The 23,626-nt window shown below is 64.5% G+C and carries 18 protein-coding genes and 1 other RNA gene; 14 read left to right on the top strand and 5 right to left on the bottom strand.

What is annotated here, in order from left to right:
• Positions 1 to 95 precede the first annotated feature (95 nt).
• Complete coding sequence (locus QRN25_RS05980) at positions 96 to 851, top strand: energy transducer TonB (RefSeq protein WP_285017978.1); 756 nt, start codon at positions 96 to 98, stop codon at positions 849 to 851.
• A 3-nt stretch (positions 852 to 854) separates the two neighbouring features.
• On the opposite strand, the gene QRN25_RS05975 is transcribed toward QRN25_RS05980, so the two are convergent.
• On the bottom strand, positions 855 to 2,783 hold the full coding sequence (locus QRN25_RS05975; protein ID WP_271181648.1) for a putative bifunctional diguanylate cyclase/phosphodiesterase: 1,929 nt from the start codon (positions 2,781 to 2,783) through the stop codon (positions 855 to 857).
• Between the two features lie 156 nt (positions 2,784 to 2,939).
• Between QRN25_RS05975 and hrpB the strand changes: the two genes are divergently transcribed.
• The 12 genes from hrpB (at position 2,940) to QRN25_RS05915 (ending at position 16,070) form a co-directional block, all read left to right on the top strand.
• A complete protein-coding gene (gene hrpB / locus QRN25_RS05970; protein ID WP_285017976.1) occupies positions 2,940 to 5,390 on the top strand; it encodes an ATP-dependent helicase HrpB in 2,451 nt (816 codons plus the stop codon).
• A 45-nt stretch (positions 5,391 to 5,435) separates the two neighbouring features.
• Positions 5,436 to 5,714 (top strand): ETC complex I subunit, encoded by a 279-nt coding sequence (locus tag QRN25_RS05965; RefSeq protein ID WP_271181646.1) that lies wholly within the window; start codon positions 5,436 to 5,438, stop codon positions 5,712 to 5,714.
• An 80-nt stretch (positions 5,715 to 5,794) separates the two neighbouring features.
• Positions 5,795 to 5,891: signal recognition particle sRNA small type (gene ffs / locus QRN25_RS05960), an RNA gene on the top strand.
• A gap of 121 nt (positions 5,892 to 6,012) precedes the next feature.
• A complete protein-coding gene (locus QRN25_RS05955) occupies positions 6,013 to 7,923 on the top strand; it encodes a DNA polymerase III subunit gamma/tau (RefSeq protein WP_285017973.1) in 1,911 nt (636 codons plus the stop codon).
• Between the two features lies 1 nt (position 7,924).
• Complete coding sequence (locus tag QRN25_RS05950) at positions 7,925 to 8,260, top strand: YbaB/EbfC family nucleoid-associated protein (protein WP_008830943.1); 336 nt, start codon at positions 7,925 to 7,927, stop codon at positions 8,258 to 8,260.
• A gap of 423 nt (positions 8,261 to 8,683) precedes the next feature.
• Positions 8,684 to 11,032: an endopeptidase La gene (lon, locus tag QRN25_RS05945; RefSeq protein WP_502910431.1), complete on the top strand. Its 2,349-nt coding sequence runs from the start codon at positions 8,684 to 8,686 to the stop codon at positions 11,030 to 11,032.
• Positions 11,033 to 11,105: 73 nt separating this feature from the next.
• Positions 11,106 to 11,576 carry a lyase gene (locus QRN25_RS05940; protein WP_285017968.1) on the top strand — a complete coding sequence of 157 codons (471 nt, stop codon included), beginning with the start codon at positions 11,106 to 11,108 and terminating at the stop codon, positions 11,574 to 11,576.
• 141 nt (positions 11,577 to 11,717) lie between these two features.
• Positions 11,718 to 13,112 carry a DUF418 domain-containing protein gene (locus QRN25_RS05935; RefSeq protein ID WP_285017967.1) on the top strand — a complete coding sequence of 465 codons (1,395 nt, stop codon included), beginning with the start codon at positions 11,718 to 11,720 and terminating at the stop codon, positions 13,110 to 13,112.
• A 106-nt stretch (positions 13,113 to 13,218) separates the two neighbouring features.
• Positions 13,219 to 14,244 carry an aspartate-semialdehyde dehydrogenase gene (locus QRN25_RS05930; RefSeq protein ID WP_008830021.1) on the top strand — a complete coding sequence of 342 codons (1,026 nt, stop codon included), beginning with the start codon at positions 13,219 to 13,221 and terminating at the stop codon, positions 14,242 to 14,244.
• Positions 14,245 to 14,312: 68 nt separating this feature from the next.
• Complete coding sequence (locus QRN25_RS05925; RefSeq protein WP_285017965.1) at positions 14,313 to 14,852, top strand: DUF1993 domain-containing protein; 540 nt, start codon at positions 14,313 to 14,315, stop codon at positions 14,850 to 14,852.
• The gene (locus QRN25_RS05920) at positions 14,849 to 15,292 is read left to right on the top strand and encodes a GFA family protein (RefSeq protein ID WP_285017963.1); all 444 of its coding nucleotides are present in this window, start codon (positions 14,849 to 14,851) and stop codon (positions 15,290 to 15,292) included. The genes QRN25_RS05925 and QRN25_RS05920 overlap by 4 nt, the downstream gene beginning before the upstream one ends.
• A gap of 19 nt (positions 15,293 to 15,311) precedes the next feature.
• Complete coding sequence (locus tag QRN25_RS05915) at positions 15,312 to 16,070, top strand: alpha/beta fold hydrolase (RefSeq protein ID WP_285017961.1); 759 nt, start codon at positions 15,312 to 15,314, stop codon at positions 16,068 to 16,070.
• Between the two features lie 27 nt (positions 16,071 to 16,097).
• Here QRN25_RS05915 and QRN25_RS05910 read toward each other — a convergent pair whose 3' ends face one another.
• Both QRN25_RS05910 and QRN25_RS05905 read right to left on the bottom strand, forming a co-directional pair.
• Positions 16,098 to 16,364, bottom strand: coding sequence for a hypothetical protein (locus tag QRN25_RS05910; RefSeq protein WP_285017960.1), 267 nt, complete (start codon positions 16,362 to 16,364; stop codon positions 16,098 to 16,100).
• Complete coding sequence (locus QRN25_RS05905) at positions 16,361 to 17,299, bottom strand: hypothetical protein (protein WP_285017959.1); 939 nt, start codon at positions 17,297 to 17,299, stop codon at positions 16,361 to 16,363. The genes QRN25_RS05910 and QRN25_RS05905 overlap by 4 nt, the downstream gene beginning before the upstream one ends.
• 262 nt (positions 17,300 to 17,561) lie before the next feature.
• Here QRN25_RS05905 and QRN25_RS05900 point away from each other — a divergent pair, with 262 nt between their 5' ends.
• A complete protein-coding gene (locus tag QRN25_RS05900) occupies positions 17,562 to 19,385 on the top strand; it encodes a M2 family metallopeptidase (protein ID WP_285017957.1) in 1,824 nt (607 codons plus the stop codon).
• On the opposite strand, the gene QRN25_RS05895 is transcribed toward QRN25_RS05900, so the two are convergent.
• Both QRN25_RS05895 and QRN25_RS05890 read right to left on the bottom strand, forming a co-directional pair.
• Positions 19,336 to 20,124, bottom strand: a complete 789-nt coding sequence (locus QRN25_RS05895; RefSeq protein WP_285017955.1) for a sulfotransferase family protein — start codon at positions 20,122 to 20,124, stop codon at positions 19,336 to 19,338. The two genes, QRN25_RS05900 and QRN25_RS05895, sit on opposite strands and share 50 nt — an antisense overlap.
• 259 nt (positions 20,125 to 20,383) lie before the next feature.
• Positions 20,384 to 23,167 carry a TonB-dependent receptor gene (locus tag QRN25_RS05890; RefSeq protein WP_285017953.1) on the bottom strand — a complete coding sequence of 928 codons (2,784 nt, stop codon included), beginning with the start codon at positions 23,165 to 23,167 and terminating at the stop codon, positions 20,384 to 20,386.
• Positions 23,168 to 23,626: the final 459 nt, after the last annotated feature.

The raw sequence follows: 23,626 nt of genomic DNA, 5'->3' as shown, positions 1-23,626 counted from the left end.
GGACGGGCGCCGGAGCCACAGTCCACAGAGATTGCGACACTCTGCAACAAAGCCGTAATTGCAGCGCGAGCACGGCTCGCTTAATGAGGCGTGCCATGCCCTCCTACGCCGACAGGGGCGGATACCAATCCGGTTCGCCTCGCCAACGCCTGATCTCCTCACTGCTGTCGGCGGCGATCATCGTGATCGCCTTGCTGATCGCGATCTATCAGACGGCGGTGGCCCCTCTGCGCGAGAAGGCGAAGAACCCCGTCACCTTCAACGTCGAGGGCGAGGACGCCGATACTGGCGCCAAGTCTCCCGAACCCGCCAAGAAGGCGGAGAAGGTCGAGAAGGACCAAGTCGAGCAGCCCAAGGTTCAGGTCGAGACCCCGGTCCAGCCGGTCGAGAAGCCGACCCAGACGGCCGAGAAACCCGCCTTCAGCTTTCTCAAGCTCTCCAAGTCGGACATGGCGGCGGCGGACATCGGCGGCATGAAGAGTTCGGGCAGCGGTAGCCCCTCGGGCGGCGGCAACAGTGGCTCCACGTATGGCCCCGGCGAGGGGCCGGGCGGCGCCACGCTCTATAATGCAGACTGGTTCCGCAGGCCCACCGATGCGCAGCTCGGCGGCTACATGCCCGCCAATGCTCCGCCCGAGGGCTGGGGCATGGTCGCCTGCCAGACGATCGATCACTATCACGTCGAGAACTGCCAGATCCTCGGCGAATCGCCACGCGGTTCCGGCTATGGGCGCGCGGTGCTCAATGCGGCGTGGCAGTTCCAGGTGATCCCGCCGCGCATCAACGGTAAGCCGCAAGTCGGCGAATGGGTCCGCATCCGCATCGATTACGGCGTGCGCCGCCCGACCTGATCCTTACCCGGCGACGGCATTCCAGCGCGCGCTGCCCGGCTGGGCGAGGCGATCCAGCACCCTCTCCAGCGTCATGGGCCGTGCGATGAAATAGCCTTGCGCCAATGAGAAACCTGCCAGCCGTGCGCTTACGAGCTGGTTCTCTGTCTCGATACCTTCGATCACGCATTCCAGCGAAAGCGAGCGGGCGAGGTGGCGGATCGCCGTTATCAGGCGGCGGCCCGATGCCTCGTCCAGCCGCACCGCGAAGCTGCGGTCGATCTTCACCATGTCCAGCGGCAACTGGTGGAGCGACGACAAACTGGAATATCCCGTGCCGAAATCGTCGAGGGCGATACGCATTCCGGTCTGTCGCAGCCTTTCGAGAGCGGCGCTGGCGATGGCGAACTCCGAGATCAGCGAGGATTCGGTGATCTCGATCAGCACGCGGCGCGGATCGCAGGCGGAGGCCGCGACGCGCTGGAGCAGGGCATCGATCGTCTGTGGGTTGCAGATGTCGTTGCCCGACAGGTTGAACGACAGGCGCAAGCCCGCCGGCAGCCGCGCCAAGGCATCGAGTGCTTTGCCGAAGAGAGTCAGAGTGACTTCGCGAGCGCGGCCTACGCGCTCCGCCGAGGCGATCAACAGTTCGGGCGCGATGTGGCCCAGTCGCGGCGAGTGCCAGCGGGCAAGGCATTCGACGCCGATGGTGTCGAGGTCGTCGGTTGCGACGATCGGTTGGTAGTTGAGTGACAACTCGCTTTCGAGGTCAGCCAACTGCAGCGCAGCGTCCAGCGATTGCTCGCTGCGTATCAGTCTTTCCAGTTCCTGCGAGAACAGCACGCACTGGCCGCGCTTGTGGTTCTTTGCGTGATAGAGCGCGAAGTCGGCGCGGTCGAACAGCAGGTTGGCACTGGCGGCGGTCTCCGGATACACCGCGAGGCCAGCTGAACAGCCGACCGAGACTAGGATATCGCCGATGCGCGCGGGTTCGCGGATGGCGCGGCACAAGTCGTTGGCGACGCGCTCGGCTTCGGGCGGGCCACTCATGACGATCAGCCCAAACTCGTCGCCGCCGAGCCGGGCGACGATGGCGTCGGCGGGGCAAGCGGCGTTCATCCGAGCGCCGATGATCTGCAGCAGCCGGTCGCCGTGGGCGTGGCCATGAGTATCGTTGATCGGCTTGAAACGGTCGAGGTCGATGAGCCCGACGCTGAAGCGGTCCTCGGGCCCGGCGTGCTCCAGCAGCCCCTCGAGCGTCGTGAAGAAGAAGCGACGGTTGGGCATTCCGGTCAGCGCGTCGGTCTGGGCGAGGCGGGCGTTCTCCTCGCCGAGCGCCTGTGCCTGTTGGCGCTCTATGGTAAGAGCGCGCTGGGATGCCTCGAGATCAACGAAGGAATGGTAGGAATCACCCAGGATCTTGAGAATGCCGATGGCCACGAGGGTAATGTTGGCGGCGATGGCGATCAGCACTTCGCCGCCCGTGATCAGCGAATAAGTGAGGAAAGTGCCCAGAACCGTGACGCAGACCGCAAGCGCCGCGCGCGGCAGGAAATTGAGGCAGAACACGCAGCCCAGTACGGTCACCGAGACGAAGACGGCGACGTGGCCATGCTCGTAGGGTCCGCCATACTGGTCCAGCGTCAGCGACCAGGCGACGAACGCCATCGAGAAAATCACGGCGAAGGCATGCGTGCGGCGCAGTCGCCGGTCGACCGCTTCGAGTTCCAGATCCGAAGGCCTGACGGGGCGGGTCCAGAGGATCATGCGCAGAACGCACGCCGTGATCAGGATGCCTGGGATGGTGTAGACCAGCAGGGGCGGAGCAAGATGGCGATGGGTGAAGGCCAGAACGGCAGCGTTGATCGAAAGCAGTCCATAGAGCGGTGGTATGTGCTCTCGCAGGCGCAGATACTGCGCGACGCGAAGGGGATACTGACCGGCAACGTTCATGGTGTGCGCGTCTGCAATTCGAGAACGGGGGGCTCGCAAGCGGTCTCTGATACTATCCAAGTCTTTATGAAAAGTGCACATGTCGGGCGAAATGATCCCGTATCACAACCGATCCGGTGATTTTACGCATGGCAATAATGCTCTAAGGGCGCGTCTGTGAGCACCTTGCCGATCCATGCCGTCCTGCCTGATCTCCTGGCCGCCTTGCGCGCCGGGACGGGCGCCGTGCTCATCGCTTCGCCCGGTGCAGGCAAGACGACCGCGCTCGCGCCGACCCTGCTGGGCGAGGAATGGTGCAAGGGCACCGTGATCCTGCTCTCGCCGCGCCGTGTCGCCGCGCGGGCCGCCGCCGAGCGTATGGCCGGGCAGCTGGGCGAGGCGGCAGGCGAGACCATCGGCTACGTCACCCGTCTCGACGTCAAGCGCTCGGCCCGCACGCGTGTGGTGGTGATGACGGAGGCGATCTTCGTCTCGACGATCCTCTCGGACCCGGAGCTTCCCGGCGTGTCCGCCGTGCTGTTCGACGAGGCGCATGAGCGCCATCTCGACAGCGACCTCGGCCTGGCGCTGGCGATCGAAAGTCGCGCCGTACTGCGCGAGGACCTGCGGGTGGTCGTCATGTCCGCTACCATCGATGGGACCCGCTTCGCCCGGCTGCTGGGGGAGGGCACTCCGGTGATCGAGAGCGCGGGCAAAGCCTGGCCGCTCGACCTGCGCTGGCTCGGGCACGCGCCGGACAGGCGGATCGAGGACGCGGTCACATCGGCTGTCCTCACCGCCTGGCGCGACGTCGATGGCGATGTGCTGGCCTTCCTCCCCGGCGTTCGCGAGATCGAGCGAGTGACCGAGGGGCTGGCGCAGAAGCTGCCCTCTGCGCTGGTTCTACCGCTTCATGGCCAGTGCGAACCCGCCGCCCAGCGCGCGGCGATCCGGCGTGATCCCGAAGGCCGCCGCCGGGTAGTGCTGGCGACCGGGATCGCGGAGACTTCGCTGACGCTCGACGGCGTTTCGGTGGTGGTGGACGCGGGCCTCTCGCGCCGTGCCGAGTTCGACAAGGCAGCGGGCGTCACCCGCCTCGTCACGCACCGGGCAAGCCGGGCCTCGGCCGCCCAGCGTGCAGGCCGCGCCGCCCGTCAGCAGCCCGGCGTCGCCTATCGCCTATGGGAGGAAGCCGCGCATGCTGGGCGGCCCGAGTTCGATCCGCCGGAAATGCTGACCAGTGACCTCGCGCCGCTGACGCTGGCGCTGGCGCAGTGGGGCACGGGAGATCCCGCGGTGATGGCCTGGCTCGACCCGCCGCCCGCCCCGGCGCTGGAAGCGGCGCGCAAGGGCCTCGTCGCCCTGGGCGCGCTCGACGAAGCGGGGCGCATCACCGGTTTCGGCCGCAAGGTCGCCAGCCTGCCGATGGACCCGCCGCAGGCGGCGATGATCCTGCGCGCCTGCGAACATGGCGCCGCCGATGTGGCGGCGAAACTCGCGCTGCTCCTGCAGGAGCGTGGGCTAGGTGGCCGTAGTGACGACCTGACGCAGCGCCTTTCCCGCTGGGATGCCGACCGCGCGCCCCGCGCGCAGGCTTCGCGCAAGCTCGCGGTGGGCTGGGCTCGGCGGGCGGCGGGGCTGGTCGCTGCCGGTGCCGCGGAAGAGGTGCCCTTGGGCGTGCTTCTCGCCCTCGGCCGCCCTGACATGCTGGCGCGTCGCCGCGACGGCTCGGGCGAGACATGGCTGAGCGCGGGAGGGAGGGGCTACGTGCTCGATCCCGCCTCGCCGCTGGCCGCTCGCGAGTGGATGGTGATCGGTGACGCGCAGGGGCAAGCCAAGGGCGCGCGCATCCTTTCGGGCGCCTCGCTCGAAACGGCCGAGGTCGAGGCGTGGCTTGCCGATGCTATCGAACGCCGCACCGTGCTGCGCTGGAACGAGGCCGACGGCCGTGTGGAGGCGCGGCTGGAGCGTCGCCTCGGCGCGATCACGCTGGCGAGCGGACCTGATCCGTCGCCAGACTCGCAAGCGATCCGCGCCTTCGTGATCGAGCGCATCCGCCTCAAGGGTCTGCCCCTGGTGCCGCTGGGCAAGGGGGCCCAGAACTTCCTGCGCCGCGCGCGCTATGCGGGGATTGCGGCGTTGTCGGAAGAGGCGCTGCTGGAGGACCTTGAGGAATGGCTCGGACCGCTTCTGGGACGACGGCTTGATCAGCTCGACGGGGGCGCGGTGACGCAGGCCTTGCGCAATCGGCTGAGCTGGGATGACCAGCAGGCGCTCGACCGCCTCGCTCCCCCCGAGTTCCGCAGTCCCGCCGGTTCGACGCACCCGATCGACTATGAGGACGAAGGCGGCCCCTCGGTGGAAGTGCGCGTGCAGGCCTTGTTCGGCCTCGACCGGCACCCCGGCTTTGGTCAGCCCTCGCAGCCGTTGCTGCTCAAGCTGACCTCGCCTGCCGGCCGCCCGATCCAGACCACGCGCGACTTGCCCGGCTTCTGGCGGGGATCATGGCGCGACGTGCAGCGCGACATGAAAGGACGCTACCCGCGTCACCGCTGGCCGGATGAACCTTGGACCGAAGACCCTAGCCTCAAGACGCGCAATGCCTTCGAAGCAAGTCGCAAGGCGTGATTCGCGCTTGATTTCGGCAGCGATTCGGAGGCAAAGCGCTGGCTCATGAGCGCACGCATTTATCAACGCCCGAAGAACGCTATGCAGTCCGGCAAGGCGCTGCTCGACCAGTGGACCCTCGAGTTCACCCCGTCGGAGGCGAAGAAGCCCGATCCCCTTATGGGTTGGGCCGGCTCGGGCGACACGCAGCAGCAGGTCATCCTGCGCTTCCCAACTTCGGAAGAGGCCAAGGCCTATGCCGACAAGTACGGCATCGAGGCCGAGATCCACACCACCCCGCCACGCCGCCTCAAGATCCAGGCTTACGCCGACAACTTCCGCTGATCGTCCATCGCCCCGGCCCATGTCCGGGGCGACGTCGTTCTAACTGCTTGCATTCCCGTCAAACCATCGCCATAGGGCGCTCCGGGAGTCGGACGGGCGTTTGCGTCCGCCAACTTGGTCAGGTCCGGAAGGAAGCAGCCACAACGGGTTGCGGCGGGTCGTTCGGCTCCTTCATTTCTCTACATCGCTGAAATTTTATGGCTTTGTGCTCGTCAGGGCACGAAGGCTGTGGAACATGCGGGTGTTTCGACCGCTTTCCCCCTGACATCCCGGCCATGAACCCCTAGTTTGGCCGACGATGGACGATTCACGCGACATGTTCGGCGATACGCCCCCCTGGGACGATGACGACGGTACTGACGGGGCCGACGACGTGCCCGACGCCGCCGAACTGGAGGCGGCCGGGCAACAGTCCATGTTCGGCGATCCGGAGCCTGAGCCGCAGCCTACAGCCGCCGAACTCGAAGCGGCCGGGCAAAGCGCGATGTTCGCGGAAACTCCGAAGCCAGCCCCGGCCCCGGCCCCGGCTCAGACTGAATCTGTCGAAGCCTCCGCCCCAAAGGCGGCACCCGCCGGAACCACCGCGCAGCCCTACCGCGTGCTCGCGCGCAAGTATCGCCCGCAGACTTTCGCCGAACTGATCGGGCAGGAGGCGATGGTCCAGACCCTCGCCAACGCGATCAAGCGCGATCGGCTGGCCCATGCCTTCCTGATGACCGGCGTGCGCGGGGTCGGCAAGACCTCGACCGCGCGCCTCATCGCCAAGGCCCTCAACTGCATCGGCCCGGACGGGCAAGGCGGCCCGACGATCGACCCTTGCGGCCAGTGCGAACCTTGCGTCGCCATAGCAGAGGGCCGCCACATCGACGTCATCGAGATGGACGCCGCCAGCCACACCGGCGTTGACGACGTGCGCGAGATCATCGAGGCGGTCCGCTACGCCGCCGTCTCGGCGCGCTACAAGATCTATATCATCGACGAAGTTCACATGCTCTCGCGCAATGCTTTCAACGCGTTGCTCAAGACTCTTGAGGAACCGCCGGCGCACGTGAAGTTTCTCTTCGCGACGACCGAGGTGGACAAGCTGCCGGTCACGGTGCTGTCGCGCTGCCAGCGCTTCGACTTGCGCCGTATCCCCGCGCCGATGCTGGCGGGCCACTTCGCGCACGTCTGCGCAAAGGAAGGCGTCGAGGCCGAGGCCGAGGCACTTGCGATGGTTGCCGCCGCCGCCGAGGGTTCGGTGCGCGACGGCCTCTCGATTCTCGACCAGGCGATCGCCCACGCCGACCTCGACGGCGAAGGCCAGGTCCGCGCTGACAAGGTGCGTGACATGCTCGGCCTCTCCGACAAGAGCGTGCAGCGCAAGCTCATCGCCGCGATCCTGGACGGCAAGGGCGGCGACCTGCTCGACCTCGTCGCGCACCAGTTTGCGCTGGGTGTCGAGCCGATCGCGCTGATGCGCGGCCTCATGGACCTGACCCACCGCGTCGCCGTGGCGCAAGTCAGCGGCAGCGCCGAAGCGCACTCCACCGAGGAGCGCGAGGCGATCGAGGGGTGGGCGAAGTCGCTGCGGGCGGGGCAACTCCATCGCCTGTGGCAACTGCTGCTCAAGGGGCATGATGAGGTGAAGTCCGCGCCCGATCCGCTCGTCGCGGCGCAGATGGCGCTGCTGCGGATCATGCACGCCAGCGACATGCCTGATCCCGGCGCACTGGTCCGCAAGCTGGAGGAAATCGCCTCCCGCGCGCCCGCGGCTCCCGTGGCCGAGCAGGGAAGTGCCGTGTCGGGCGCGCCTGTCGCAACGTCACCGGCTGCGATCTCGCCGCGCTGGGAAGCGCTGGTCGATGACGTCGAGCATGCGGGTGAGATGTCCGCCGCGAACACCATGCGCATGCAGGTGCGGGTGGTCGAGCTTTCGCCCGGCCTGCTGCGCTATGCCCAGCCGCCGGGCTTCAACGAGGACATCGTTGCGGTTCTGCGCGGCGGTCTGCAGGCGGCCACAGGCGAGCGTTGGCAGGTCGAGAAAGTCGCTGGAGAAGGCGCGCCCACCCTCGTCGAAGTGCATCAGGTAAAGAAGACTGCCGACGCAGAGGCGCTGCGAACCTCACCATTGGTCGAGGCGACGCTGGCGGCATTCCCCGGCGCCGAACTCATTCAGGAAGATCGCCAGGCCGCCATCGGCGGGGGCGGCCGCAATTGGAGACGTTGAGATGAAGTCGATGGAAGAGATGATCCAGGCCGCGCAAGCCGCCGCCGAGACCATCCAGAAGCAGATGAACGAAACCCAGGGCAAGCTCGACCAGCTTGAGGTCGAGGGGCTTTCCGGCGGTGGTCTCGTCAAGATCCGCTGTTCGGCGAAGGGCCGCGTGATCGGCGTGGCGATCGACGACAGCCTGATGGTGGCCTCGGAAAAGCCGATCCTCGAAGACCTGATCGCGGCCGCCTACAACGACGCGCGCGTCAAGGCCGACTCGGTAGCGAACGAGGAACTCGCCAAGGCGCAGCAGGGCATGGGCCTGCCGCCGGGCTTCAAGCTGCCGTTCTAAAGCGCGTTTGCCTTTTCGGGGCTTCGACAAGCTCAGCCTGAGCGGTGGTTCGGGCTGAGCTTTTTTATCTCGTGCCAAGCCTGTCCGGCGGTTTGCTCCAAGTCCGCTCGCCCTGAGCCTGTCGAAGAGGACGCGCGCCTTTTCCCGTAGCTCTGAAACGGTGGCGAATCGCCGCGCTATTACTCGAAATCGGACCCAGCTACTGGTGCCCTCGCAACGTGATGAGGGTAATTTCCTGTAGCGAGCAGGCGGGTTTCCACGGCCTTTCGCCTCGAAAAGATTGCAAGGTGGCCAAAACCACCCATATCCTGCGGGAATATGCCGGGGTTGGGCCAAGATGCAGTCCCCGTGCGAGATGATTGGACAAGTGCATTGAACCTGCTTCCGCTTCTGCCGCTGCGTGACATCGTCGTTTTCCCGGGCATGGTCGTGCCTCTCTTCGTGGGCCGCGAAAAATCCGTGGCGGCACTCGAAGCGGCGATGGCCGGCGACAAGGACATCTTCCTGCTCGCCCAGCTCGATCCCAGCTGTGACGACCCGGATCGTGACGACCTCTACGACACCGGCGTGATCGCCAGCGTCCTGCAGCTGCTCAAGCTGCCGGACGGCACCGTGCGCGTGCTGGTCGAAGGGCAGGACCGCGCCCGCCTCGAAACCCTGCGCTCCGAAACCACGGATGAGGGCGAGATGCTGGTCGCAGGAGTTGAGGCGATAGCGCCGACCGAGGCCGAGGGCACCGAGGTCGAGGCGATGATGCGCACCGTCGTCGATCAGTTCAACGAATACGCCAAGCTCAACAAGAAGCTCAGCCAGGACGCGGGCGAACAGCTCGGTGATATTGAGGATGCGGCCAAGTTGGCCGACACCGTCGCCGCGCAGCTGTCGGCCAAGGTGTCCGACAAGCAGGCGGTGCTGTCCGAATCCGACCCGCTCAAGCGACTGGAAATGGTCTACTCCTTCATGGAGGGCGAACTCGGCGTCCTGCAGGTGGAACGCAAGATTCGCGGCCGCGTGAAGCGCCAGATGGAAAAGACGCAGCGCGAATATTACCTCAACGAACAGCTCAAGGCGATCCAGTCGGAACTCGGCGGCGGCGAGGGCGACGAAGGTAACGAGCTGCAGGAACTGGCCGAGCGGATCGAGAAGACCAAGCTCTCCAAGGAAGCCAAGGAGAAGGCGGTTGCAGAGCTGAAGAAGCTCAAGTCGATGCAGCCGATGAGCGCCGAAGCGACCGTCATCCGCAACTACCTCGACGTGCTGCTGGGCCTGCCCTGGGGCAAGAAGAGCAAGCTCAAGCGCGACATTTCCTCGGCGCAGGAAATCCTCGACGCCGATCACTACGCGCTCGATAAGGTCAAGGACCGCATCGTCGAGTATCTGGCGGTGCAGGCGCGCACCAACAAGCTGAAAGGGCCGATCCTGTGCCTCGTCGGCCCGCCGGGCGTGGGCAAGACCTCGCTGGGCAAGTCGATCGCCAAGGCGACGGGACGCGAGTTCATCCGCCAGTCGCTGGGCGGCGTGCGTGACGAGGCCGAGATTCGCGGCCACCGCCGTACGTACATCGGCTCGCTGCCGGGCAAGATCGTGACCAACCTGCGCAAGGCGGGCAAGTCCAACCCGCTGTTCCTGCTCGACGAGATCGACAAGCTGGGCCAGGATTTCCGCGGCGATCCGGCATCGGCGCTGCTCGAAGTGCTCGATCCCGAACAGAACGCGAAGTTCCAGGATCACTATCTGGAACTCGACATCGACCTGTCGGACGTGATGTTCGTGTGCACCGCGAACAGCCTGAACCTGCCGCAGCCGCTGCTCGATCGCATGGAGATCATCCGTCTGGAGGGTTACACTGAGGACGAGAAGGTCGAGATCGCCGAGCGGCACCTGATCCGCAAGCAGGTGGAGGCGCACGGACTCAAGAAGGGCGAATTCACGCTGACGCAGGAAGGCCTGCGCGACCTGATCCGCTACTACACCCGGGAAGCCGGCGTGCGCACGCTGGAGCGCGAGATCGCGCGGCTGGCGCGCAAGTCGCTGCGCCAGATCCTCGAGGGCAAGGCCAAGTCGGTTACCATCACGCCGGAAAACCTCGACGAGTTCGCCGGCGTCCGCAAGTTCCGCCACGGCGTCGGCGAGGAAGAGCACCAGGTCGGCGCCGTTACCGGCCTCGCCTGGACCGAAGTGGGCGGCGAACTGCTGACTATCGAGAGCGTGACCGTGCCCGGCAAGGGCAACATCAAGGCGACCGGCAAGCTGGGCGACGTGATGAACGAGTCGATCTCGACCGCGTTCAGCTTCGTGCGTGCGCGCTCGCCCGCTTACGGCATCAAGCCGAGCGTGTTCCACAAGAAGGACATCCACATCCACCTTCCTGAGGGTGCGGTGCCCAAGGATGGTCCTTCGGCGGGTATCGGCATGGTGACGTCGATCGTCTCGACGCTGACCGGGAATCCGGTGCGCAAGGACGTCGCCATGACCGGCGAAGTCACCTTGCGCGGCCGGGTGCTGCCGATCGGCGGCCTCAAGGAAAAGCTGCTGGCGGCCTTACGTGGTGGTATCAGCCTCGTGCTGATCCCTGAGGAGAACCGCAAGGATCTGGCCGAGATTCCGGACAACGTGAAGCAGGGCCTGGAAATCATTCCGGTTTCCCATGTCGATGAGGTTCTTGCCAAGGCGCTGACCGAACCTCTTACCGCGATCGAGTGGACTGAGGCGGACGACCTCGCCGCGGCTCCGCCGCCGCACACCGCGGCGCAGGGGGCGACGGCACACTGACCTGGATCGTCGCTCCCCTTCCTTGGGGGGGGCGACGCCTTGCGGCTGGACGATATGCCGGGAGGTCATCTGCATGACCGAGCGTTATCTTCCGCCTTCCGAATTTCTACAGGCTGTAATCGCCGACGAGGTCGCGTTTGGCGAAGGTCCGTTCGGTGAGGCGAACCTCGGGCGTCTAATCGATATGACGCAAGATGCCGTCACGGCCAATCGTGACTGGGCGGTCATGCTGCTTTCGCAGCTTGAACTGGATCGTCCCGGCATTCGCAATGCCCTGATCGCCTCTTCGATCGACCCGGCTTATGAGGTGCGGGCCGAAGCCATTCTCGGGCTGGCGCGCCTCGACCCCGTTGCGGCATTGCCGTTGCTGGCGCGGGAGTTGGCGGGAGAGCAGGTCTCCATGCCCTTGCTCGAAGCGGCGAGGATTGTCGCGGACCCGTCGCTGTTGAGCGATCTGTACGAGTTTGCCGGACCGTCGGACGATGGCTTCCTCGACGAATGGGTGCAGGATGCGATTACGGCATGCCTTCGTCAGTCAAATTAATACGTTCACCTGATATTTTTCCGAAAACCGAAGTGAAAGTACTTCCGTCATGGCGTTAATTGTCATGAATTGGTCGGATGCATCGATTGACGTCATTATCGCGGTCAATTACCTTCATCATAAATACAGGTGAGGGTAATCATGGCGGGGGAATTGGCTCAATTCGGTCCGGTACGTGGACGGGCGCGGATTGACGCGATCGACGTGCTGCGCGGGATTGCGATCCTGGGCATCCTGTTCATGAACATCCCTTTCATGGGCTCCAACGTGTCGTCGTGGATGCACGATTTCCGTCGCTTGTCGTGGAGCGCGGCCGACCAGACGACTTGGGCGACTATCCAGATTTTCTGGGACGGTACGCAACGCGGGCTTTTCGAACTGCTGTTCGGCGCCGGGGTGATGGTCTTTACTGCCAAGGCCATGAAGCCCGACGATCCGGTGCAGGTGGCCGACCTTTACTATCGCCGCAACCTGCTGCTCATCCTGTTCGGGCTGATCGATATCTTCGTGATCGGCTGGGTCGGCGATATTCTGCTGGCTTACGGACTGGCGGCGCTGCTGCTGTTTCCGTTCCGCAAGGCCTCACCCAAGGTGCTGCTGGCGATGGGCATGGCTTTCGCCGCCTTCGTGGCTGTCAGCGGGGTCTTCGCCTGGCAGGAGCGGGTCGAGCGCATCCACAAGGTTGAGGTCTTGCAAAAGAAACAGGCCGCAGGCGCCAAAATGTCGGCCGAAGACAAGAAGACGCTCGAGACCTGGCAGGAAAAAGTCGACCAGCACGACCTCTCCAAGCCGGCAAGCAAGAAGGACCAGATCGCGATCGACGCCGAACGCAAGGCGCGGGAAGGATGGCCGCATCAATACGTGATGTTCGCGTGGTTTATCTGGAACAAGGTGTTCGGCGATGGAAACGGGCTGTTCTTTACCGTGCTGGAGGCTGCGCCGGCAATGTGTCTGGGCATGGCGCTGTTTAAGTGGGGTGTAATCCAGGGGGACAGGTCCGGGGGCTTCTATGCGGGGCTGGCACTGGCGGGCTATGCCATCGGTTGTGGGCTAAGGGCATGGGATGTCGTTGAAATCTTCAAGTTCACGCCCTGGCCGACGCCGGGACTGATCTCGGCCGAATTCGCGCGCTTGTCGGTAACGCTTGGGCATGTCGGGCTGTTCAACCTGCTGATGAAGACCGCTGCAGGCCGAACCGTGCTTTCGCCTTTCAAGGCAGCGGGGCGCATGGCGTTCTCGATCTATATCCTGACCAGCATCGCCGCGATGTGGTTCGTCTTCGCGCCCTGGGGGCTCGCTTTGTGGGACAAGCTGGGCTGGGCGCAACTGATGGTGGCGGCCACGGTAATCGATCTGGCCATGCTGGTTCTCGCCAACCTGTGGCTTCGCTTTTTCCTGAGCGGGCCGCTTGAATGGAGTTGGCGTTCGCTGACCTACTGGAAGCGTCAGCCATTCCGCCGCCGCGATTCCATGGCGCGCGGAGCCGAGGAGTCCGGTGCAGGACTTGTCGCACCTATGGGACCATTGCCCGCGTGACTTCCTGCATTCCGGCCTTGCGGCGCTTGCCCTGAGGGGCGTGGGCGGGTAACCCGCGCGGCGTGTCTGCGTCCGCTTGCCCGGGCGCCTTTAAAGGGAATTTGCCATGGGTTACCGGGTTGCCGTCGTCGGTGCGACGGGGAATGTCGGCCGCGAAGTGCTCAACATCCTTGCCGAGCGCGAATTCCCGGCGGACGAGATTGCCGCCGTGGCTTCCTCGCGCTCCGTGGGCACCGAAGTCGAGTATGGCGATACCGGCCGCATGCTCAAGGTGAAGAACCTGGAGCATTTCGATTTCACGGGTTGGGACATCGCGCTGTTCGCGGCGGGTTCGGACGCGACGAAGATCTATGCGCCCAAGGCGGCCTCGCAGGGCTGCGTGGTGATCGATAACTCGTCGCTCTACCGCATGGACCCCGACGTGCCGCTGATCGTGCCCGAGGTGAACCCCGAGGCGATCGACGGGTACAAGGCCAAGAACATCATCGCCAATCCCAACTGCTCGACTGCGCAGATGGTCGTCGCGCTCAAGCCGCTGCACGACAAGGCGAAGATCAAGCGCGTCGTCGTCGCGACGTACCAGTCGGTGTCCGGCGCGGGCAAGGCGGGCATGGACGAACTGTTCGAGCAGAGCCGCGCGATCTTCGTCGCCGACCCGGTCGTGCCGCGCAAGTTCACCAAGCAGATCGCCTTCAACGTGATCCCGCACATCGACGTGTTCCTCGACGACGGCTCCACCAAGGAAGAGTGGAAGATGGTGGTCGAGACCAAGAAGATTCTCGACCCGAAGATCAAGGTGCAGGCCACCTGCGTGCGCGTGCCGGTCTTCGTCGGCCACTCCGAAGCGCTGAACATCGAGTTCGAGAACGAGATCAGCGCCGAGGAAGCACAGGACATCCTGCGCGAGGCGCCGGGCGTGATGCTCGTCGACAAGCGCGAGGACGGTGGATACGTCACTCCGATCGAGGCGGTGGGTGACGGCGCTACCTACGTCAGCCGCGTGCGCGAGGACCCGACCGTGGACAACGGCCTGGCGCTGTGGTGCGTGTCGGACAACTTGCGCAAGGGGGCGGCGCTCAACGCGGTGCAGATCGCTGAACTGCTAGGCCGCCGCCACCTCAAGAAGGGCTGAGAGGCGCGCTTGCAATCGGCTCGGCGGTCGCCACCTAACCTTCACCTGACACCGGGATGGAGGATTGCATGGACGCCGCCGAGACGAAGAACGCCCTCAAACTGCTGGCCGCCCGGCTGGAGACGCTGTCGGCGGTGCTCGACAAGGCCGAGGAATGGGCGGCAGAGGCGGGTGTCGCGTTTGACGAACTGGCGGCGGCGCGGCTGGCCGGGGACATGCATCCGCTGGCCTGGCAGGTCGCGGGAACCTGCACGCAGCCGCTGCAGTTCGTCGCCTGGAGCCGGGGCGCGGACCTGCCCAACGAAGTGCAGCCGGTGGTCGACTGGGCAGAAGCCCGCGCGGTGCTTGCAGACACGATCGCGCTGCTGGCTACGGAAGTCGCGGCCGTCACGCCCGAAGCCAAACGGATCGTGCTGGAGCGGATGGGCGTCTATCTGGAACTGCCCGCGCAGCGTTATCTCGACGATTGGATCCTGCCCAACCTCTATTTCCACCTGACCACGGCTTACGCGATCCTGCGGATGAAGGGCGTGCCGCTGGGCAAGGCCGACTTCATGCGGCACATCGGCGGGGATATCCGGCCGCTGGCGCCCGAGCCAGCGTTATGACGCAGGCAATGACGGGCGGCTGCCAGTGCGGCCGTATCCGCTACCGCGCCGAGGTCGAGCCCGACAAGGCATACTTGTGCCATTGCCGCATGTGCCAGCGGGCGACCGGCGGGGTGTCGATCGCGTTCGTCAATGCGCCGCAATCGGCCGTCCGGTGGGAGACGGAACCGGACTGGTATCAGTCGTCGCCGATCGCGCACCGGCCGTTCTGTTCGCATTGCGGGACGCCGCTGGGCTTCGCGTTCCTCGACGGCGAGAACATCGACCTGACCGTGGGCAGCTTCGACGATCCCGCGCCGTTTCGCCCCAGCCAGAACTATGCGACCGAAAGCATGTTGACGGCATGGACCGACGTGCGGCACTTGCCCGGCATGACGAGCGCCGAGAACGCGGGCGTCATGGACCGATGGAAGGCCGCCGGTCTCGAGCCGCCTGAATGACCGGAAAGCGAGTTTGCCTGTGAGCGATGTGAAGACCGATTTCGTCGAAGGTTTCGGCGGGGCGAAGCTCGCCCTGCACACCATGGGCGATACCGGCGGACGGCCGTTGGTGCTGCTGCACGGGCTGTTCTCCAGCGCCGAGGTGAACTGGATCAAGTTCGGCAATGCCAAGATCCTCGCCGATGCGGGCTTCGAGGTGTTCATGCCGGACTTGCGCGCCCACGGGCAGAGCGACGGTCCGCATGATGCTACAGCTTATCCCTCCGACGTGCTGGTGCGCGATCTCAAGGCGGTGATCGGCTCGCTGGGCCTTTCGGAATACGACCTCGGCGGCTTTTCGCTTGGCGCGCGGACGGTGGTGCGCGGCGTGCTGGCGGGGCTGGCGCCGCAGCGGCTGGTGCTGGGCGGAATGGGGCTGACGGGCCTGTCGGGCTGGGCGAAGCGCAGCGCGCATTTCGTCGACGCCATCGACCGCTTCGGGACCATCGAGCGCGGCGACAAGGCGTTTGTGGCGCAGGCTTTCATGAAGTCGATGAAGATCGACCGCGTGGCCGCGCGCCTGCTGCTTGGCTCGGTGGACGACACCGCGCCCGACGCCATCGCGCAAGTGACGATGCCGACGCTGTGCGTGTGCGGCGCGGACGATCACGACAACGGCTCGGCGCAGGACCTCGCCGCGGCACTGCCGCAGGGCACTTATGCCGAAGTGCCGGGCAATCACATGTCATCGGTGACGTTCAAGGATCTCGGCCGGGCGATCGCTGGGTTTCTCGGCTGAGCGAACAAGGCGCGCTGCTGTTCGGATTTATCGAACGGCAGTTACGTCCAGAAGCTGACTCAGGATAAACAGCTTTGCCGAGCAGATGCTAGTCGCTCCGTCTGGAGCCTGCGAGCCGAGTACAAGCCTGGCCGATGGTTTCGGTGACTTGCCGCGTTCGAAGATGGCGTAATTGGTGGCTTCGCCGGCGGCGAGTGCCTTGAGCGTACCGTACCGGGCCTCGTCGCCGCCAATCGCGCCCGACAAATCGTCCAGCGACAGGGTGGGTCCGTACTTCAGTATGATTTCGCTCATGGAACAGTTTCTCCGGTGGCGCCCTTCATCGTGGCGAACAAGGTTTCAAGCCCATCCACCGAGCAAATGCCGGCAGTCGCATCGATGATCGCATCGGCTTGCGTACTCGCTTCGGCTTTCGTGGTTGCCGTCGTTGACGGTTCGGCATCGACAGCCACAGCGATCTTCGCCAGGCGGTCGAGCTTGGCCTGGTCGGGCGATCCTGCCGGAGGCGTTCCGTTATCCGCGCCAGCAGCCAGATCGTAGACATAGTTGTTCAATCGCTGCAGGTTCGGTCGTAGCGCGGCTATGGGATTACAGGACGCGACGGCGTTCTTGTACTTTTCATCTGCGGCCCGCGCTGCGACTGAGGCATCTGCGGTCACTTGTTGGATCGCCGCGTCGATGCTTGCGGATAGTTCGTAGCTTGCGAGATCCGAAAAGGCGAGTTCCATGGGATACTGCGAGATGTCATCGCGCATCCGCCCCATGATTGTGCTGCGAACACGAGTGCGGCTCGCATCCATTGTCGCGATCAGCGCAGGCAGCGTTCGGTCGAAGTACAGTTCCTTGTTGAGGCTGTTGCGGGTGCCGGAGAGGAAGGCGGCGAGCGCGGCCAATTCATTGCTCGACTTTTTGGCCACGGCGCCCAGGCTGGATATGCCCAGCACGCTTATGTCCAGCCCGGCATTCCATCCTTTGGACTCACCGGCGAGTGCCTTGCGGAATTCTCCGTAGCGGGCATCCATCGCGGCCATATAAATGGCGATGGTTCGGTTCCGCCAACGCTTCGCTTTCGCTGTATCCAGTTCGTCACCGATCGCTTCGGTGACCGTCGCGACTTTGTATTCTTCTGGAATTTCGGCGGTACTTCTGAGGTCGATTACGGGTTTCGGAGCCCCGTCAATCGATGCGCAAGCGGCGCAGTTGAGTGACGCCAGAACGATCAGAAACAATCCACTTGTTCTCTTCACATTCTGCCCCCCCGCTAGAAATGTGTGTCGTCAATTTAACACATAGATCGCCAAGATTGTCGAATCCATTTCGTGAGTTCTTCGATTAATTCTTGTTATAGGGGCGGTGGCCGGCGGTGCCGGTACCTTTCCCCCCGGACATAAATCCGGTGTAAACCTGCCGTTACCTTGCGACGAGCCGGTTGATCCCGGCGTCAGTCGGCCTATTCTCGCGGCCATTCAAAGGTTCAGAGAGGTTCCCCCCATGAAATTCGCCTCCACCGCGCTTGCCGCATTGGCTGCAAGCCTTTCGTTCGCCGTCGTCCCGGCCCATGCGGAGGATTACCCGCAGACGGCAGAGGGTGCCGCGAAGTTCGTCGCCGATGCCGAGAAAGACCTGTTCGACTTCTCGCTGGGCAACAATCAGGCGAACTGGGTCAATTACACCTACATCACCGAGGATACCGACGCGCTGGCGGCGAAGTCCAACGGCGACCTCACCGAGAAGCAGGTGAAGTATGCCGTCGAGGCGGCGAAGTTCGCGAAGGTCTCCGGCCTCGACGCGGACGTGTCGCGCAAGCTGGGCATCCTGCGTCAGGGCATCGTCCTGCCCGCGCCCAACACGCCCGGAGCGGCGGCGCAGCTGAGCGAGATCACCACGCGCCTGTCCTCCGCTTACGGCAAGGGCAAGGGCACGCTCGACGGCAAGCCGATCAACGGCTCGGACATCGAGGCGGAGATGGGCAACCTGCAGCATAGCCCGGCCGAATTCGCCGAGATGTGGACCTCGTGGCACGACAACGTCGGCAAGCCGATGAAGGCGGACTACGCGCAGATGGTCGGCATCGCCAACCAGGGCGCGAAGGAACTGGGCTATGCCGACGTCGGCGCCATGTGGCGCTCCGGCTACGACATGACGCCCGAGCAGTTCGCGGCGGAAACCCAGCGCCTGTGGGAAGAGACCAAGCCGCTCTATCTGGCGCTGCATACTTACGTGCGCCGCAAGCTGAACGAGAAGTACGGCGATGCGGTGCAGCCGCGCAAGGGGCCGATCCGCGCCGACCTACTCGGCAACATGTGGGCGCAGGAATGGGGCAACGTCTACCCGCTCGTCGCGCCGCAGGGTGCGGGTGATCTAGGCTATGACATAGGTGATCTGCTGAAGGCGCAGGGCAAGAAGCCGCTCGACATGGTGAAGGCGGGCGAGGGCTTCTATTCCTCGCTGGGCTTCGATCCGCTGCCGGGCACGTTCTGGACCCGCTCGATGATCACCAAGCCCGCCGACCGCGAGGTGATCTGCCATGCCTCGGCATGGGACGTCGACAACAAGGACGACATCCGCATCAAGATGTGCACGAAGGTCAATTCGGAGGATTTCGTCACGATCCACCACGAACTGGGCCACAACTATTACCAGCGCGCCTACAACAAGCAGCCATATCTCTACCTGAACGGCGCCAACGACGGCTTCCACGAGGCGATTGGCGACTTCATCGCGCTGTCGATCACGCCGCAGTACCTCGTGCAGATCGGCCTGCTGGACAAGGACAAGGTCCCCGGCGCCGACAAGGACATCGGCCTGCTGCTGCGTCAGGCGATGGACAAAGTCGCGTTCCTGCCGTTCGGCCTGATGATCGACCGTTATCGCTGGGGCATCTTCGACGGCTCGATCCAGCCCGCGGACTACAACAAGGCGTGGACGAAGATGCGCCTCGACTATCAGGGCATCACCCCGCCCTCGGCGCGCTCGGACGACGGGTTCGATGCGGGCGCGAAGTTCCACGTTCCGGGCAACACGCCTTACACCCGCTACTTCCTCGCGCGGATTCTGCAGTTCCAGTTCTATCAGGCGGCGTGCAAGCAGGCCGGGTGGAAGGGGCCGCTGCACCGCTGCAGCTTCTACGGCAACAAGAAGGTCGGCGAGAACCTGAATGCGATGCTGGCGATGGGCATGTCGAAGCCCTGGCCCGAGGCGCTCAAGACCTTTACCGGCTCGCCGCAGATGAGCGCCAAGCCGATGCTGGACTACTTCGCGCCGCTCAAGAAGTGGCTCGACGCGCAGAACAAGAGCGAGACTTCAGGCTGGTGACCCGTACGGCGCCGCGCCACAAGGCGTAATCCCCGGCGTAGAAGTCCTCGATGAAGGCTTCCTGGCTGGGATTGAGCCGGATCGGCGCGGTGCCGGTATTGCTGCGGTTGAGGCGGGGCAGGGCGTCGAGTTCGTCCAGCCCCATGATGGCGCCGAGGCTGTCGATCTCCTCGTAGGGGATCAGGTTTTCGACGCGGCAGTCGCCCCTGGCGTCGGTCAGATACCAGGACTGCGGGCGGAAGATGTGGTCGATGTCGAACGGACTGCGCGCGGTGGCGAGGTGGTCGATGGCGTCGTCCACGGTTTCGAACGCGCGGTAGCGCGCGTTGAAGGGGCGGGCGACCTTGCGATCGCGGGTGCCGCCGTTGCTGGCATAGGCGAAGGCCGAAAGGAACCGGCAGACCGGGTCGCGCAGGATGGCGAAGCTCGGCAGGTCGAGCACGCGCGGGGCGACGCTGGCGTAGTAGCGCACGGTCTCGTGCTTGATCTGGGTTCCGTAGAGCTGGTGGCAGACCGAGGTTCCCGCGTTCTTGGGCACATGGATGAACAGCACGCCGCGCCGCTGGATGGTCGTGATGCGCTCGCGCCGCTTGGCGTTGGGCCGGTAAGGCAGCGGGGACCGGGCCAGCCTTTCGGGCACGTCGCTGACGAGGCGGACGCGAAAGGCGGAGGCGATCAGGCGGTTGATCCTGGCAGTGCCGGTGGCGCCTGAAGTCGAAGTCTGGGAGGGCTTTGGCATGCCCCGGACGCTATGGGGCGAACTTGAACCTGCAATTTCATCAATATTTCATTCAGGCGAGCGGGAGCGCCCCTGCGGCGAGTACCGCAAGGACGCTTTGGGTCGCCCGCGAATCGCGGTTCCTCACATCGTCATTCCCGCGAAGGCGGGAACCCATCTCCTGAATTGTCGTGTTGCACGATCATCAGTTGGGTCCCCGCCTTCGCGGGGATGACGGAAATTGGGTGGCAGCGATCGCCATCACCAGCACCCAGTTTCATCAGAAGTCGACGGTGATGCCGGTGAAGAACGTCCGGCCGTAGACGTCGTAGGTCGACGGATAGGTGTTCGACTGCTCCTGGTTGTCACCAAGGACAGGCGGCTTCTTGCCCAACATGTTGTTCATGCCGATGTTCCAGGTGAAGCGCTTGGCCACGTCGACGCTCGCGCTGAGGTCGAAGTAGTCGTAGGCCGGGATGTGGTCGACCGCATAGCCGCCGGTGTCGTCGTCCACCGCCGAGAGGTGGCGCCATGCCAGCGACACGCTCAGGTCCTCGGTAGACCAAGTCGCGCGGCTGTTGAGGCGCCACTTGGCGTAGACGTTGCTGCAGCTCAGGCCGAACTTGCCCGCGCAGTCGACCACGAGGTCGGGCAGCGAGGCCATCGGGCGGAACGTCCAGTTCATCAGGTACGAGCCCGCGACGCGCAAGTTCAGCTTGCTGGAGTTGTTGCGGCCGAACGCCAGCGGGATGGTGTACTGCGCGTCGAAGTCGATGCCGTCGGTCTTGACGCCGCCGGTGTTGCTCAGGTTGTCGATGGCGCCGACGATGGTGCCGGTGCTGTCGCGCGGCAGCAGCGAACAGGTGCTGCTGTCGTAGGACGTGTAGTTGTTGCCTGCGTCGCCGTAGCAGGCCGTGAGCAGGTTGGCGGTGCCTACGGCGGTGATGAAGTTGTCGATCTTGATGTGATAGTAGTCGGCCGTGATCGACAGGCCCGGGATCATCTGCGGCTGGAGCACGACACCGAAGGTGTAGGTGTTCGCGGTCTCCTCGCGCAGCTTGGTGTTGCCGCCGTTGTAGCTTTCGATCTGAGTCGCGGCGGCGTTGTACTGGTCGTTACCCACGTCCGCAGCGGCGACGCCCGAGGCGACGCAGGCGGCGTAAAGGTTGGAGTAGCTCGTCGCGTCCGGCGTCGAGCACGGATCGGTCGCAGTCTCGAAGTTCTGCGAGCTGCCGCTGTAGAGGTCGTTCACTGTCGGCGCACGCACCGCGCGGGAGAACTGGCCACGGAAGCTGATGTCCTTGATCGGCGCGTAGACGAGCCCGGCCGAGAAGGTGCCCACCGACTTGGCCGCCGTCGAGTAGTACGAGTAGCGGGCCGCGCCGTTGAATTCGAGACGCTCGATGAAGGGCTTGTCTGCGATCAGCGGCACGTCGATCTCGGCGAACAGCTCCTTGACGTTGTAGCCGCCTGCCGTGGCATCGCTGGCGTTGAAGCCGACGACGTCGCCGGAGGACAGCAGTTCGTCCGGGTTGTAGCTGCCGTGCTCGGAGCGGTACTCGGCGCCGAACGCGAAACCGGCCGGGCCTGCGCCGAGGTCGAACAGGTTGTTGTTGCTGATCGCGCCGCTGACGACCTTCTCGGTGATGGTCGAGCGGTTGACGGTGTCGATCGACAGGAAGTCGACCGCCGCGTCGCTGATGTTGCCCTCGCCGAAGATGTTGACGGGCACGCAGCCGTTGCTGGTGTCGGTGCAGACGAGGTTGCCGTCGGCGTCATAGGTCGTCAGCAGGCCCTGCTGCAGACGGCTGCGCGAGATGTTGCCGTACTGGTACTCGGTCCGCCGGGTGCGCGAGAAGCTGGCGTAGACGTCGTAGCTCCAGTCGTGGCCGATGTCGCCGCGCGCGCCGATCAGGCCGCGCACCGCCTTGCTGTCGGTGACCTGCACGCGGTCGCCGATCTCGCTCAGGCGGCGGTAGATGTTGGCGGTGGTGTAGCCGTCGCCATCGGTGTCGTAGCCCTGCAGCAGCGCCTGGCTGTCGGCGGAAAGGAACGAGCTGTCGTTGTCGATCGAGAAGCTGCCGGTCACCGGGGTCGGCGCGAGCTGGTTCTTGACGCGGTTGTGGACGTACTGGCCCTCGGCATAGAGCGTCAGCGCATCGCTGACGTCGAAGTGCGCCTGCGCGAAGACGAGTTCGCGCTTCTGCGGGACCTGCAGGTAGTTCTCGGTCGCGTAGTTGTAAGCGTCGGTGCTGCTGTCGTAGGCCGAATAGCTGCCGTCCTGCCCGAACTTGTAGTTGCCGCCGCCGATGGCGAAGCGTGTCGCCGGGATCGACGGGGAACCACCCGCGACGAGGGTGCCGTCGTCGCCGTCGGTCATGGCCGTCTTTGTATAGCTGCGCGACGCCTGCGTGATCGCCTTGCGCTGGCTGTACTCGCCGTAGACGGTGATGTTGCCGCGGCCGTCCGCGAAGTTCTTGCCCGCCAGAATGCCGCCCGTGTACTGCGCGCCGTCGCCCGCGTCGGTCAGGCGGTAGTTGGCGTTGGCCTGGATACCGTCGTAGTCCTGCTTCGTCACGAAGTTGACGACGCCGGTGACCGCGTCCGAACCGTAGACGGCCGACTTGCCGCCGGTCACCACGTCGACGCGCTCCAGCAGGGCGGTCGGGATCGTGTTGAGGTCGACGATCTGGTTGGTGTCGTACGAGACGTAGCGGCGGCCGTTGACCAGCACCAGCGTGCGCGAGGCGCCGAGGCCGCGCAGGTTTGCGGTGGCGACGCCGTCACCCGGATTGTTCGAGGCGCCGGTCTGGTCGGGGACCAGCTGCGGGATTTCCTTCAGAACGTTCTCGACGTTGACCTGGCCGGTCGCCTTCATCTCGGTGGCGGTCATCGCCATGATCGGCGCCGCCTGCTCGAGGTTGGCATTGCGCAGGCGCGAGCCGGTGACGATGATCGCGTCGCCGGTATCGGCCGCGTCCGTGGTGGAGGGCGCTTCCTCCTGCGCGTGCGCTGCGGCGGGCAGGCCCATCAGCAGGGTCGAGGCCAGAAGCAGACGCTTCATGTGGGGGGTCATTGATGCTCCTTTCGCAGATTCCGGCGGTGCGAAATCCTCGACGCCGGAAGCAGGCGAGTGCGTCTGCTCCCGTAAGCATCAGACTGTCATCATATAATCATCGACGTGCGGATAATGAGTTGGTGGCGTTGTATATCGATCACATCTATTTCAACATTAGAAATAATAGTGAAATTTACGCGAAATTCATTTCAAATATGTTTCATTAAAAATAAGTTTTTTGAACTCAATTTCTATATTGAATGCAGAATTATTCGGGAAAGTAAATGTCCTGCTGCCGTTTGGAAGGCTTGCGATGACATTCGGAATAAGATTGCGTCTGGTCCTCTCACCGTTTCGGAATGCAGGCATAAAATTACCCCGCGCCAGAACATCTGCGCGGCTGTGCGCAGCGAAGTTCTGCAGGATCTTGGCGTGTTCAGCGGCCGATCACGAATATATCCCGCG

The sequence above is a fragment of the Novosphingobium sp. fls2-241-R2A-195 genome (genome assembly GCF_030209485.1).
Classification (GTDB): Bacteria; Pseudomonadota; Alphaproteobacteria; order Sphingomonadales; family Sphingomonadaceae; genus Novosphingobium; species Novosphingobium resinovorum.
Note: the sequence above shows the minus strand (reverse complement) of the source record. Positions and strands in the feature narration are given on the sequence as shown.